The organism is Geothermobacter hydrogeniphilus (assembly GCF_002093115.1).
Taxonomy (GTDB): domain Bacteria; phylum Desulfobacterota; class Desulfuromonadia; order Desulfuromonadales; family Geothermobacteraceae; genus Geothermobacter_A; species Geothermobacter_A hydrogeniphilus.
The window spans coordinates 41,828-54,538 of record NZ_NAAD01000003.1; the positions used below are offsets into that span (position 1 = coordinate 41,828).

A 12,711-nucleotide genomic window follows, 5' to 3' on the forward strand; every position below is an offset into this window, starting at 1 on the left:
CTCATGGCGCTTATCGAATTAAAAAACCTTGCCCACTCCTACCATCCCCATCCCGCCGGGGAAAACGATTATGCCCTGCGACGCATGAACCACAGCTGGCAGGACGGCCGGGCCTACGCTCTGCTTGGACCTTCCGGATGCGGCAAGACAACTCTTCTGAATATCATTTCCGGCCTGCAGAAGCCTTCTGAGGGACAGGTCCTGTTCGACGGCCTGGAGGTGACTGCTCTGCCGCCGGAACAACGCAACATCGCCCAGGTCTTCCAGTTCCCGGTGATCTACGACACCATGACGGTGTTCGACAACCTCGCTTTTCCGTTGCGTAATCGTGGAGTTGCCGTCACTCAGGTTCGCCGGAGGGTTAAAGAGGTTGCTGAGATGCTGGAGTTGAGCGAGGTGCTGAACAAGCGGGCCGCCAATCTCAGTGCCGATGCAAAACAGAAGATTTCCCTTGGTCGCGGTCTGGTTCGCAGTGATGTGGCGGCCATTCTCTTTGACGAGCCGTTGACGGTTATCGACCCGCATCTGAAGTGGTCCCTGCGACGCAAGCTGAAGCAAATTCATGCCCGTTTCAAACTGACCATGGTTTATGTAACTCATGATCAGCTTGAAGCCCTGACCTTTGCCGATCAGGTTGTGGTCATGCATGCCGGACAGGTGGTACAGATCGGCAGTCCGCAGGAACTTTTCGAAACGCCGAGTCACACCTTTGTCGGCTATTTTATCGGCAGCCCCGGCATGAATATCATGCCTTGCCGGCTTGGGGTGAATGGTGTTCAGGTTGAAGGTTTTGAAATCGCCCTTGAGCCACGGCTGCTGCAGGCTGCTGCCGATGCGCAGGGCAATCTGGAAGTTGGTATCCGCCCCGAATTCCTGCAGCTCGCTGACACGGCACGCCCTGGCGGGGTGCCGGTGGAACTGTGTACGGTGGAAGACCTCGGCACTTACCGCATTGTCACGGTGGCGATGGGGAGTCAGCAGTTGAAGATCAAGCTGGATGAGGCCGTTCCCCTTCCCGGAGGCTCCTTGCGAGTCCACTTCCCTCCAGCCTGGACACGGCTTTACGCCGACAGTCACCTGGTTTCGGGAGATGGTGATGAATAAGACGCCCAATAACAAGGCCTGGTTTCTGGTCCTGCCGGTTTTTGCGCTGGTTGCGTTCAGCGCCATCATTCCGTTGATGACGGTGGTCAACTATTCGGTACAGGACATTTTTGACGCCAATACCAGGATCTGGGTCGGCACTGAATGGTTCCGGGAAGCATTGCACGACCCGCGACTGCACGGTGCCCTGATGCGGCAGTTCATCTTCTCCGGCTGTGTGTTGTTGATCGAAATCCCGCTGGGCATTTCCATTGCCCTGTGTATGCCCAACAAGGGGCGGATGGTTTCTCTCTGCCTGGTTCTGCTGGCGTTGCCGTTGCTGATCCCGTGGAATGTGGTCGGAACAATTTTTCAGATTTTCGGCCGTGAGGATGTCGGCCTGGGGGGGGCCGTGATCAATGCTCTCGGCATCCCGTACAACTACTCGGCGTCACCGCTGGCCGCGTGGTTGACGGTGCTGGTGATGGACGTCTGGCACTGGACTTCTCTGGTGGTGCTGCTCTGTTATGCCGGTCTGCAGGCGATCCCTGATGCCTACTACCAGGCGGCCCGCATCGACGGTGCCTCCCGGTGGGCGGTCTTTCGCTATATCCAGTTGCCGAAATTGCGCGGTGTTCTGCTGATCGCGGTGCTGTTGCGCTTCATGGACAGTTTTATGATTTATTCCGAACCCTTTGTGTTGACGGGCGGCGGACCTGGTAATGCCACGACCTTTCTCAGCCAGTTCCTGACCAAGATGGCGGTCGGCCAGTTTGATCTGGGACCGGCTGCGGCCTTTTCACTGATTTATTTCCTGATTATCCTGCTCTTCAGTTGGATCTTTTATACCATTATGACCAACCTGGGCGCCGAAGAGGAAGGCTGAGGAGTTTATCCATGCGACTGCCGAAACGTTACCTGCTGTTGTTGCTTTACCTGGTTTTCCTGCTGCTGCCGATCTACTGGCTGCTGAACATGTCGCTCAAGACCAATGAAGAGATCCTCGGCGGCCTGACGCTGTTTCCTGCTCATCTGACTCTGGCAAATTACCGGGTGATCTTCACCGATGCGTCCTGGTACAGCGGCTATCTGAACTCCATCTGCTATGTGTCGATCAATACGGTGATTTCACTGCTGGTTGCACTGCCGGCAGCCTATGCTTTTTCGCGCTACAGTTTTCTTGGCGACAAGCATATGTTTTTCTGGCTGCTGACCAATCGCATGTCGCCGCCGGCAGTCTTTCTGCTGCCCTTTTTTCAACTTTATTCCAGCATCGGTCTGTTTGATACCCATATCGCCGTGGCCCTGGCGCATTGCCTGTTCAATGTTCCGCTGGCGGTCTGGATTCTCGAAGGTTTCATGTCCGGGGTTCCGAAGGAAATCGATGAAACAGCCTACCTTGACGGCTACAATTTCCCCCGTTTCTTCCTTACGATCTTTCTGCCGTTGATCCGTTCCGGTGTCGGCGTGACAGCTTTTTTCTGTTTCATGTTCAGCTGGGTTGAGTTGTTGCTGGCCAGAACCCTGACATCGGTCAATGCCAAGCCCATCGCCGCCGTCATGACTCGCACCGTCAGTGCCTCGGGCATGGACTGGGGAGTCCTCGCGGCGGCTGGTATGCTGACTATCTTGCCTGGTGTCTTGGTGATCTGGTTTGTGCGTCATCATGTTGCCAAGGGCTTTGCCCTCGGCCGGGTTTAGCGGGAGGCTCTTATGGGATGGATGGCCTGGACAACCTGGACCGCAACCTTTTTCAGCGTCATAGTGCTGATGCTGGTCGCGATGACGCTCTGGCAGATCGTGTCACCCACCCGCGAACGACGCGGCTGGCTGCCAATGAAGACGACTCGTGGAGATCGGCTGTTCATCGGCCTGCTCGGCAGCGCCTACATTCATCTCGGCTGGCTCGGATTGACAGAATTGAGCCTCTGGTGGGCGTTTGCCATCTCCCTGGTTTTTATGTTTCTGATGATGAAACGGGGCTGAGTTCGATGAAGATGACTATCCGTTTTCGCCTCAACCCGTCATCGGCCGGCCTCGCTGATGACGACCCTTTTTCACTGCCGGGGGAAAAGAGGAGCATGGTGGCTTTCTCGATTCCGGAGGCGGTCGGCAACTGAAGTGCAACCCATTCAGGAGGAGACAGGTATGGCAAAGCAACAGAATTTAAGGCATCCGCGGCATTTCTGGTGGCGGGCAGTATTGGCTGTTGGTCTGGTTCTGGGAATGTTTCCAACAGGACCGGTTCAGGCAGAAGACATCTCCGGGTATATGCGGGCCGCGGAGAAATGGGTTGATAGCGAATTCAATCCTTCGACCCTTTCTCGTGCCGAGCAGCTCAAGGAACTGGAGTGGTTCATCAAGGCGGCGGCTCCCTATCGCGGGCAGTCGATCAATGTTGTCTCCGAGACCATCACCACTCATGAGTATGAGTCGAAGGTGCTGGCCAAGGCGTTTTCCGAGATTACCGGCATCAAGCTCAAGCACGATCTGATCCAGGAAGGGGATGTCATTGAAAAATTGCAGACCCAGATGCAGTCGGGACGCAATATCTATGATGCCTATGTCAACGACTCTGACCTCATTGGTACCCATTTTCGTTATGGCAAAGTGGTTCCTTTGAGTGACTGGATGGCCGGCGAGGGCAAGGAGGTAACCTTGCCGACACTCGACGTCAAAGACTTTATCGGCATCAGTTTTACCACCAGCCCGGACGGCAAAATCTACCAGTTGCCTGACCAGCAGTTCGCCAACCTTTACTGGTTCCGTTATGACTGGTTCCAGCGGCCCGACCTGAAGAAGAAATTTAAACAGCTCTACGGCTATGAACTTGGCGTACCTGTCAACTGGTCGGCTTACGAAGATATCGCCGATTTCTTCAGCAACAAGGTCAAGACCATTGATGGTCAACGGGTCTATGGTCACATGGACTATGGAAAAAAAGATCCTTCCCTCGGCTGGCGTTTTACCGATGCCTGGCTTTCCATGGCCGGTGCCGGCGACAAGGGGATTCCGAACGGCAAGCCGGTGGATGAATGGGGCATTCGGGTTGAGAACTGTCGACCGGTCGGTTCCAGTGTCGAGCGCGGTGGAGCGACCAACGGTCCGGCTGCCGTTTATTCGTTGACCAAGTATGTTGACTGGATGAAAAAGTATGCGCCGCCGGAGGCTTCAGGCATGACCTTCTCTGAAGCCGGACCGGTACCAGCGCAGGGCAATATTGCTCAGCAGATCTTCTGGTACACCGCGTTTACCGCTGACATGACCAAGCCCGGTCTGCCGGTGGTTAATGCCGACGGTACTCCCAAGTGGCGCATGGCACCTTCACCGCATGGCCCCTATTGGGAAGAAGGAATGAAACTCGGATACCAGGATGCCGGTTCCTGGACTCTGCTCAAAAGCACTCCGGTGGAACGGCGCAAGGCGGCCTGGCTCTATGCCCAGTTTGTTGTTTCGAAGACCGTATCCTTGAAGAAAACCCTGGTTGGATTGACTCCGATTCGTGAATCGGATCTGCAGTCCGAAGCGATGACCAAGGTGGCGCCGAAACTTGGCGGCCTGGTTGAGTTTTATCGCAGTCCGGCGCGGGTTGCCTGGACCCCGACCGGTACCAATGTCCCTGATTATCCGAAGTTGGCGCAACTCTGGTGGCAGAATGTTGCCGAGGCGGTTACGGGTGAAAAAACTCCACAGCAGGCGATGGACAGTCTGGCTGCACAGCAGGACCGGGTGATGCAGCGGCTTGAGAGGGCCAAGGTCCAGAAGACCTGCGGTCCCAAGCTCAACCCGAAAAAGGACGCCTCCTACTGGCTGAGTCAGCCCGGTTCGCCCAAGCCGAAGCTGGCAAATGAAAAACCGAAGGGGGAGACGGTTCCTTACGAACAGTTGCTTCAAGCCTGGAGCCACGGTCGGGTACGCTGAGCCGGACCAGATGGACCTGGCACATCATACGGGGGCTGGAGGATGCTGCTCCAGCCCCCGAGTTTTGTCTGACGCTCAGCTATTGACCTGAATCAGTAAGTCCCAGTTGGATTGAGAGTGCAAGTGCTTGGTCTGAACGAGATTTCCAAGAATCTGAAGCGCACCCATAGGTTCGCTGGTGATTTTTGGGAAGCACAGGCAGATCAATGACTTGTGCTGTCCGCTGACAAGGGACTCACGGATTCAGGATTGAATCAGGTGAAAAGAACTTATGCCGAGAACAAGCATGCCCAGAGCAGACATCCTTGCCGAATTGCGGCAAGATGAACCCTTCGATTTACTGATCATCGGTGGCGGCGCCACCGGCTGCGGCATTGCTCTCGACGCAGCGAATCGCGGCCTGAAGGTGGCGCTGGTGGAAAAACAGGATTTCGCCGAAGGGACCAGCAGTCGCAGTACCAAGTTGGTGCATGGCGGTGTGCGCTACCTGGAAATGGCCGTCAAGCATCTTGACCGGGTGCAGTACAATCTGGTGCGGGATGGGCTGCATGAGCGGGGGATTCTGCTCAACAATGCTCCGCACCTGGCCTGTCGTCTGCCGCTGGTGACACCGCTCTATCGCTGGCTCGATATCCCCTATATCTATGCCGGACTTAAACTCTACGATCTCCTGGCCGGGAAGCGGGGTCTCGGTCGCAGTCGCCTGCTCAGCCGTCGGGAGGCGTTGCGGCGTTTCCCGCTGTTGCGTGCCGAAGGCCTCAAGGCCGGGGTCCTCTATTATGACGGCCAGTTCAATGATGCCCGTATGGCCCTGACTCTGGCTATGACAGCCCGTGAGCAGGGAGCTCTGGTCGTCAACGATGTTGCCGCGGTTGAACTTCTCAAAGAGGGCCGACGGCTGGTTGGCGCCACCCTGGAAGAGCAACAGACCGGTGAGCGTTTCACACTCAGGGCCAGGGGCATTATCAATGCAACCGGCCCCTTCGTGGACAGCATCCGGCGTTTTGATGCCCCGAATGCGGAACCGATCCTTGAGGCCAGCTCCGGCATTCACATTGTTCTCGATGAACGCTTTGCCCCCCCTGATACGGGGTTGATGATTCCCAAGACTGAGGATGGCCGGGTGCTGTTCGTGTTGCCCTGGGAGGGGCACGCGTTGATCGGCACCACCGACGAGCCAGCCGAGGTCCGTGAACATCCGCGGCCGCTGGAAGAGGAAATCGCCTACCTGTTGCGGCATGTCGGCCGCTATTTCAACCTGCAGGTGACGCTGGGGGATGTCAAGAGCGCCTGGTGCGGGTTGCGGCCGCTGGTGCGCGATCCGAAGGCTTCTGATACCGCCAGGCTTGCGCGCGATCATGTTATTGAGGTCAGTTCTTCCGGTTTGCTGACCATCGCCGGGGGCAAGTGGACCACCTACCGTAAAATGGCGCAGGATGCCGTCGATCATGCCGTCAGGGTCTTCGGACTCAATCCGCTGCGGGACTGCGGCACCGAACAGCTGCCGCTGATCGGTGCCGGCGGAGAACGGCAGGTGATCGAAGCCGAGCTGCGGGAGGAATTCGGGCTGTCCACGGATCTCAGCGGGCATCTCTACCATGCCTATGGCGATCGGGCGCCGGACGTGGCCCGACTGGCAGCCGGGGGGCTGGCGGCGCGGCTGGACGCGAACCATCCCTTCATCGAGGCCGAGGTTGTTTACGCCGCCCGCTTTGAAATGGCGGTGCATGCCGTCGACGTGCTGGCCCGACGTCTGCCGCTGGCCCTGCTTGACCGGGACGCGGCCCGGCGGGCGGCATCCCGGGTGCTGGAACTGCTGGCGGGGGAACTCGGCTGGGATGCAGAACGGCACTCGCGGGAGGCCGCGCTGGTGGAAGAGCGGCTGCGGGAAGGCCTGTAGTAAATCCCTCTTCCCTGGAAAGGGAGGGTTCCCTTCCCCTTACAGACTCGGCAGCAGTTTCTCCGGGATCAGGTCATTGTAAGCCCCGTTGCGCACCAGTTCCCCGGCCTGTTGAATGTCCGGCGCGAAGTAGCGATCCTGGTCGTAGAAGGGGACCCGCGCGCGCAGCCGGCTCCGGGCTTCTTCGAGGGGCCGCGAGGTTTTCAGCGGTCTGCGGAAATCGACACCCTGGCAGGCGGCCAGCAGTTCCACGGCCAGGATTCCGCCGCTGTTGTCGGCCATGTCGCGCAGTCGGCGGGCGGCGAAAGTCGCCATCGAGACATGATCCTCCTGGTTGGCCGAGGTCGGCAGGCTGTCGACGCTGGCCGGGTGGGCAAGGGTTTTGTTCTCGCTCGCCAGGGCCGCGGCGGTGACCTGGGCGATCATGAACCCGGAGTTGAGGCCGCCCTTCTCGACCAGGAACGGTGGCAGCTTGCTCAGGTTGCTGTCGATCAGCAGAGCGATACGCCGCTCGGCCAGGGCGCCGATTTCGGCGATCGCCAGGGCCAGGTTGTCGGCGGCCATCGCCACCGACTCGGCGTGGAAGTTGCCGCCGGAGAGGATGTCGCAGTCGGCGCTGAAGACCAGCGGGTTGTCGGAAACGGCATTGGCCTCGGTGACCAGTACCCGCGCGGCATGACGGATCTGCTCCAGGCAGGCGCCCATCACCTGCGGCTGGCAGCGCAGCGAGTAGGGGTCCTGCACCGCCTCGCAGTTGCGGTGGGAATCCTCGATCTCGCTGCTGTCGAGCAGGCTGCGGTAGGCGGCGGCGGTGTCGATGCAGCTCTGATGACCGCGGACGGCGTGAATCCGCTCGTCGAAGGGTTTGCGGCTGCCGAGGGCCGCCTCGACGCTGAGGCTGCCGCAGACCAGGGCGGCGGCGAACAGGTCCTCGGCGGCGAACAGTCCGCGCAGGGCGAACGCGGTCGAAGCCTGGGTGCCGTTGAGCAACGCCAGTCCCTCCTTGGGGGCCAGCCGGAACGGTTTCAGACCGGCGATCTCCAGCCCCTTGCGACCCGGCAGCCGCCGGCCGTGGTGCAGTACCTCCCCCTCGCCGAGCAGCACCGTCGCCATGTGCGCCAGCGGCGCCAGATCGCCGGAGGCGCCGACCGAGCCTTTTTCCGGGATGCAGGGATAAACCTGGGCGTTGAGCAGGCGGATCAGGGCTTCGATCACCTCGCGGCGGATGCCGGAGTAGCCCCGCGCCAGGCTGTTGATCTTCAGCACCAGCAGCAGCCGTACGGTCGCTTCGCGCATGAACGTACCGATGCCGGCGGCATGGGAGAGGACGATGGAACGCTGCAGGGTTTCCAGTTCGTCGTTGGGGATGCGGGTGTTGGCCAGCAGGCCGAAGCCGGTGTTGACCCCGTAGACCACCCGGCCCTGCTCGATGACGTCGTGAACGGTGGCGGCCGACCGGTCGATTGGCTCCGCGGCTTCAGGACAGAGACTGAGTTCAACCGGCTGCGCCTGGACCTTGCGCAGGGTGGCGAGGTCGAGTTGGCCGGGAGTGAGTTGCAGTTTGAACATGGTGAGACTCCGTTTTCAGGTAGAGAATTGGGCCACCAAGACACCAAGAACACCAAGAAAATCAGAAACCGGGACAAAAACAAGAAAACTGAGTGCAAAGCCTTTGTCCAGGTTTATTTATTGGGGATCTTGATCAAAAAGGCTCTTCTTGGTGTCCTTGGTGCCTTGGTGGCTAAAAAATATCAGCTGTCCAGCATCGGCAGATCCAGCCCCTGCTCCCGCGCGCAGTCGCGGGCGATCTGATACCCGGCGTCGGCGTGGCGCATGACGCCGCTGGCGGGATCATTCCACAAGACCCTTCGCAGGCGTTTTTCGGCCGCGTCTGTGCCGTCGGCGACGATCACCAGCCCGGCGTGCTGGCTGAAGCCCATGCCGACCCCGCCGCCGTGGTGCAGGCTGACCCAGGTGGCGCCGCCGGCGGTGGAGAGCAGGGCATTCAGGAGCGGCCAGTCGGAAACCGCGTCGGAGCCGTCGAGCATCCCCTCGGTTTCGCGGTTGGGGCTGGCGACCGAGCCGGAATCGAGATGGTCGCGGCCGATCACCACCGGGGCCCGCAGTTCACCGCTCTTGACCATCTGGTTGAAGGCGATACCGAGACGGGCGCGGTCCTTGAGTCCGACCCAGCAGATGCGTGCCGGCAGTCCCTGGAAATGGATGCGTTCCTTCGCCATGTCGAGCCAGTTGTGCAGGTGCGGATCGTCCGGGATCAGCTCCTTGACTTTAGCGTCGGTCTTGTAGATGTCCTCTGGGTCGCCGGAGAGTGCCGCCCAGCGGAATGGGCCGATCCCTTCGCAGAACAGCGGCCGGATGTAGGCGGGCACGAAGCCGGGGAAGTCGAAGGCGGTTTTTACCCCCTCTTCGAGAGCCATCTGGCGGATGTTGTTGCCGTAGTCGAAGGTGGCGGCGCCGCGGCGCTGCAGTTCGAGCATTGCCTCGACGTGCCGGGCCATCGACTGCTTCGCTGCCTTGACCACCCCCTGCGGATCGCTCTGCCGCCGCTCATCGGCCTGCCCCAGGCTCCAGCCCGCCGGCAGGTAGCCGTTGAGCGGATCGTGGGCGCTGGTCTGGTCGGTGCAGACATCGGGGGAGATCCCCCTTTCGACCAGTTCCGGCAGCACCTCGGCGCAGTTGCCGAGCAGCCCGACGGAGACCGGCCTGCGTTCTTTGCCGGCCTGCTCGATCAGTTGCAGGGCGTAGTCGAGGTCAGTTGTCTTGCGGTCGAGGTAGCCGGTCTGCAGGCGCTTGTCGATGCGCGATTCGTCGCATTCCACCGCCAGCATCGAGAACCCGGCCATGGTCGCCGCCAGCGGCTGGGCGCCGCCCATGCCGCCGAGGCCGCCGGTGAGAATCCAGCGCCCGGAGGCATCGCCGCCGAAGTGTTTTTTCGCCACTTCGACGAAGGTCTCGTAGGTGCCCTGGACGATGCCCTGCGAGCCGATGTAGATCCAGGAACCGGCTGTCATCTGGCCGTACATCATCAGTCCTTCACGGTCGAGCTGGTTGAAATGCTCCCAGGTCGCCCAGTGCGGCACCAGGTTGGAGTTGGCGATCAGCACTCGCGGCGCGTCGGGGTGGGTCGCAAAGACACCGACCGGCTTGCCCGACTGCACCAGCAGGGTCTCGTCGTCGCCCAGGCGCCTGAGCACTTCGACGATCCTGTCGAAACACTCCCAGTCACGGGCGGCGCGGCCGATGCCGCCGTAGACCACCAGCTCTTCGGGGCGTTCCGCGACTTCGGGGTCGAGGTTGTTCATCAGCATCCGCAGCGGCGCTTCGGTCAGCCAGCTGCCGGCGCTCAGTTCGGTGCCGCGCGGGGCGCGGATCACCCGGTTCGGGTCGTGTCGGTTGGACATGAGTGTTCTCCTTGTCAGGCGTTTGTCGCTCTGCCATAGAGGCAAATTGGCCACCAAGGCACTAAGATCACCAAGAAATCCTCAAGTTTTTTGTTTTTCTTGGTGTTCTTGGTGACTTGGTGGCGAGTTGTTCAGCAGCAGGTGGCAGAGCCTCGCCGCCACCTTCGCCGTGCGTCCGTCGATGTCGTACGTGGGGTTGTACTCGGCGATGTCGGCCAGGCGCAGTTTCTTTCCCGCCTGGCGGCGGATCCGTTCCAGCAGGTGTTCGAGGATCTCCAGCGGCAGGCCGCGGGTTGCCGGAGCGCTGACGCCGGGGGCGACGGCGGCCGGCAGGAGATCAAGATCGATGCTCAGGTAGAGGGCGTCGCAGTCGGCGATAAAATTGTGCAGCCTGTTCTCGACCGGGGCCAGGTTCCAGGGGACCAGCTCGCGGTCCTCAATGATGACGGTCCTCAGTTCAGCGGCGCGGCGGAAGAGGGCGGCGCTGTTGGCCGGACGGCTGATGCCGAGGCAGAGGTAGTGGAAGCTGAATCCGGCCTCCTGTGTCGCGGCGGAGAGTTGGGCGAAGGGGGTGCCGGAACTGGCGCGGGGGTCGTTGCGCAGGTCGAAATGGGCGTCGCAGTTGATGACCCCGATGCGGCCGGTCTGCTTTTTCCTCTGCAGGTGGCGCAGCAGGCCGCAACCGCTGCCGCAGGCGATCTCATGGCCGCCGCCGAGCAGCAGGGGGAAATGACCGGCATCCAGCAGTGTCGCGACCATCCCGGCCTGCTCCTCCTGCAGCGCTTCGAGGTTGTCCCCGTCGATCATCAGGTTGCCGGCATCATAGAGAGGGCCGTCAAGATGCCAGGCCTGTCCGGCCAGGGCGCGGCGGATGGCATCGGGCCCGGCGGCGGCGCCGGGGCGGCCCTGGTTGCGGCGCACTCCTTCGTCACTGCAAACGCCGAGCAGCACCGTGCCGGGCGGCGTGTCCGGTCGGTAGGGATGGGTCCGCTGGTGCCAGCGCAGAGCGTCCGGCCCGTCGGCGGAGTCGAGACGCCCCTGCCAGAGGCTCATTTCAGCTGAACGGCGCATGGTCGATTTCTCCGGCAAAGATGCGCTGTCGTGGTGCGAAGGTGCCGACCTCGGCGGCCAGTTGGTCCGGGTGGTCGATCTCCCAGAGCAGCATGTCGGCCCGGTAGCCGGGCGCAAGGATGCCGAGCTGATCGCCCAGCCCCAGGGCGCGGGCGGCATGCCGGGTGACCCCGGCCAGTGCTTCCTCGGGCGAGAGCCCGAACAGCACGCAGCCCATGTTCATCGCCAGCCGCAATGAGGCCAGCGGTGAACTGCCGGGGTTGAGATCGGTCGCCAGGGCGATGGAAACCTGTTGCTTGCGCAGTTCCGGTACTGGCGGCCGCCGGGTTTCACGCAGGAAGTAAAAGGCGCCCGGCAGCAGTGTGGCGACGGTACCGGATGACTTGAGAGCGGCAATCCCTTCATTGTCGAGGTGTTCGAGATGGTCGACCGACCAGGCGCCATGGCGCGCGCCCAGAGCCGCGGCCCCGCTGTTGCCGAGCTGTTCGGCGTGCAGCTTGAGGCCGAGGTCATGGCGCCGCGCGGACAGCAGCAGGCGTTCGGTCTGTTGCGGGTCGAAGGCGATGCTCTCGCAGAAGACGTCCATCGCGTCGGCCAGACCTTCTGCTGTCACCTTGGGCAGCAGCCGTTCGCAGATCAGTTCGACATAGTCATCGGCCCGCCCGATGAACTCCGGCGGGACGGCATGGGCGGCCAGCAGGGTGGTGCGGACGCGCACCGGGAATTCTTCGCCCAGGGCGCGGGCGGCCCGCAGAATTTTCAGCTCATCATCGCAGGTCAGCCCATAGCCCGACTTGATTTCGACCGTCGTCACTCCTTCGTTGAGCAGGGCCCGCAGACGGGGGCGTGCCCGGGTGATCAGTTCCCGTTCGCTGAGGGCGCGGGTGGCCCTGACGGTGGCGAGGATGCCGCCGCCGTCCCGGGCGATTTCGGCGTAGTCGGCGCCGGCGAGCCGTCGGGTGAATTCGTCGCTGCGCTGACCGCCCCAGATCAGGTGGGTGTGGCTGTCGATCAGCCCCGGTGTCAGCCAGGCGCCCCCGGCATCGATCGGTTGGCCCGGCAGGGCGCTCAGATCAAGCTCCGTCATGGGGGCCAGCGCCCGGATCCGTCCCCGGCAGATACCGATGACGCCCTGTTCAACGATACCGTAGGGGCCGGGGCGCTGCGGGTCCATGGTTGCCAGGTTGGCGTTGATCCAGATCTGTTCGCATTGCTGCCAGGGGGGGTGCATCGGCTCTCCTTCGAGTATTCTTTGACTTGTCTCTTAATTGTATATACAATGCTAGACAAATGGCAAGAACGTTTTGTTTATTT

Annotated in this window: 11 protein-coding genes; 7 read left to right on the top strand and 4 right to left on the bottom strand. The window is 61.2% G+C overall.

Going from position 1 to position 12,711, the window contains the following annotated elements:
• The first annotated feature begins 3 nt into the window (after positions 1-3).
• The 7 genes from B5V00_RS03665 (at position 4) to B5V00_RS03690 (ending at position 6,904) form a co-directional block, all read left to right on the top strand.
• Positions 4-1,104, top strand: a complete 1,101-nt coding sequence (locus tag B5V00_RS03665; RefSeq protein ID WP_085009407.1) for an ABC transporter ATP-binding protein — start codon at positions 4-6, stop codon at positions 1,102-1,104.
• Positions 1,097-1,969 (top strand): carbohydrate ABC transporter permease, encoded by an 873-nt coding sequence (locus B5V00_RS03670; RefSeq protein WP_085009408.1) that lies wholly within the window; start codon positions 1,097-1,099, stop codon positions 1,967-1,969. Before B5V00_RS03665 ends, B5V00_RS03670 begins: the two co-directional genes overlap by 8 nt.
• A gap of 11 nt (positions 1,970-1,980) precedes the next feature.
• Positions 1,981-2,784, top strand: coding sequence for a carbohydrate ABC transporter permease (locus tag B5V00_RS03675; protein WP_139800635.1), 804 nt, complete (start codon positions 1,981-1,983; stop codon positions 2,782-2,784).
• A gap of 12 nt (positions 2,785-2,796) precedes the next feature.
• Complete coding sequence (locus B5V00_RS03680; RefSeq protein WP_085009409.1) at positions 2,797-3,069, top strand: DUF2160 domain-containing protein; 273 nt, start codon at positions 2,797-2,799, stop codon at positions 3,067-3,069.
• Between the two features lie 5 nt (positions 3,070-3,074).
• On the top strand, positions 3,075-3,203 hold the full coding sequence (locus B5V00_RS17495; protein ID WP_281249639.1) for a hypothetical protein: 129 nt from the start codon (positions 3,075-3,077) through the stop codon (positions 3,201-3,203).
• A gap of 106 nt (positions 3,204-3,309) precedes the next feature.
• A complete protein-coding gene (locus tag B5V00_RS03685) occupies positions 3,310-5,004 on the top strand; it encodes an ABC transporter substrate-binding protein (protein ID WP_085009410.1) in 1,695 nt (564 codons plus the stop codon).
• Between the two features lie 286 nt (positions 5,005-5,290).
• Positions 5,291-6,904 (top strand): glycerol-3-phosphate dehydrogenase/oxidase, encoded by a 1,614-nt coding sequence (locus B5V00_RS03690; protein WP_139800636.1) that lies wholly within the window; start codon positions 5,291-5,293, stop codon positions 6,902-6,904.
• Positions 6,905-6,943: 39 nt separating this feature from the next.
• Here the strand turns inward: B5V00_RS03690 and hutH are convergent, their stop codons facing one another.
• From hutH to hutI, 4 genes are all read right to left on the bottom strand, one after another.
• Positions 6,944-8,473: a histidine ammonia-lyase gene (hutH, locus tag B5V00_RS03695; RefSeq protein ID WP_085009412.1), complete on the bottom strand. Its 1,530-nt coding sequence runs from the start codon at positions 8,471-8,473 to the stop codon at positions 6,944-6,946.
• 182 nt (positions 8,474-8,655) lie between these two features.
• Positions 8,656-10,326: a urocanate hydratase gene (hutU, locus tag B5V00_RS03700; RefSeq protein WP_139800637.1), complete on the bottom strand. Its 1,671-nt coding sequence runs from the start codon at positions 10,324-10,326 to the stop codon at positions 8,656-8,658.
• An 81-nt stretch (positions 10,327-10,407) separates the two neighbouring features.
• Positions 10,408-11,397: a formimidoylglutamase gene (hutG, locus tag B5V00_RS03705; RefSeq protein ID WP_085009413.1), complete on the bottom strand. Its 990-nt coding sequence runs from the start codon at positions 11,395-11,397 to the stop codon at positions 10,408-10,410.
• Positions 11,381-12,628 carry an imidazolonepropionase gene (gene hutI / locus B5V00_RS03710; RefSeq protein WP_085009414.1) on the bottom strand — a complete coding sequence of 416 codons (1,248 nt, stop codon included), beginning with the start codon at positions 12,626-12,628 and terminating at the stop codon, positions 11,381-11,383. Before hutI ends, hutG begins: the two co-directional genes overlap by 17 nt.
• Positions 12,629-12,711 lie beyond the last annotated feature (83 nt).

Bases quoted from the DNA above. Each gene is read 5' to 3' on its own strand.
- B5V00_RS03665 (WP_085009407.1), top strand. From the start codon at position 4: ATGGCGCTTATCGAATTAAAAAACCTTGCCCACTCCTACCATCCCCAT.
- B5V00_RS03670 (WP_085009408.1), top strand. From the start codon at position 1,097: ATGAATAAGACGCCCAATAACAAGGCCTGGTTTCTGGTCCTGCCGGTT.
- B5V00_RS03675 (WP_139800635.1), top strand. From the start codon at position 1,981: ATGCGACTGCCGAAACGTTACCTGCTGTTGTTGCTTTACCTGGTTTTC.
- B5V00_RS03680 (WP_085009409.1), top strand. From the start codon at position 2,797: ATGGGATGGATGGCCTGGACAACCTGGACCGCAACCTTTTTCAGCGTC.
- B5V00_RS17495 (WP_281249639.1), top strand. From the start codon at position 3,075: ATGAAGATGACTATCCGTTTTCGCCTCAACCCGTCATCGGCCGGCCTC.
- B5V00_RS03685 (WP_085009410.1), top strand. From the start codon at position 3,310: ATGTTTCCAACAGGACCGGTTCAGGCAGAAGACATCTCCGGGTATATG.
- B5V00_RS03690 (WP_139800636.1), top strand. From the start codon at position 5,291: ATGCCCAGAGCAGACATCCTTGCCGAATTGCGGCAAGATGAACCCTTC.
- hutH (WP_085009412.1), bottom strand. From the start codon at position 8,473: ATGTTCAAACTGCAACTCACTCCCGGCCAACTCGACCTCGCCACCCTG.
- hutU (WP_139800637.1), bottom strand. From the start codon at position 10,326: ATGTCCAACCGACACGACCCGAACCGGGTGATCCGCGCCCCGCGCGGC.
- hutG (WP_085009413.1), bottom strand. From the start codon at position 11,397: ATGCGCCGTTCAGCTGAAATGAGCCTCTGGCAGGGGCGTCTCGACTCC.
- hutI (WP_085009414.1), bottom strand. From the start codon at position 12,628: ATGCACCCCCCCTGGCAGCAATGCGAACAGATCTGGATCAACGCCAAC.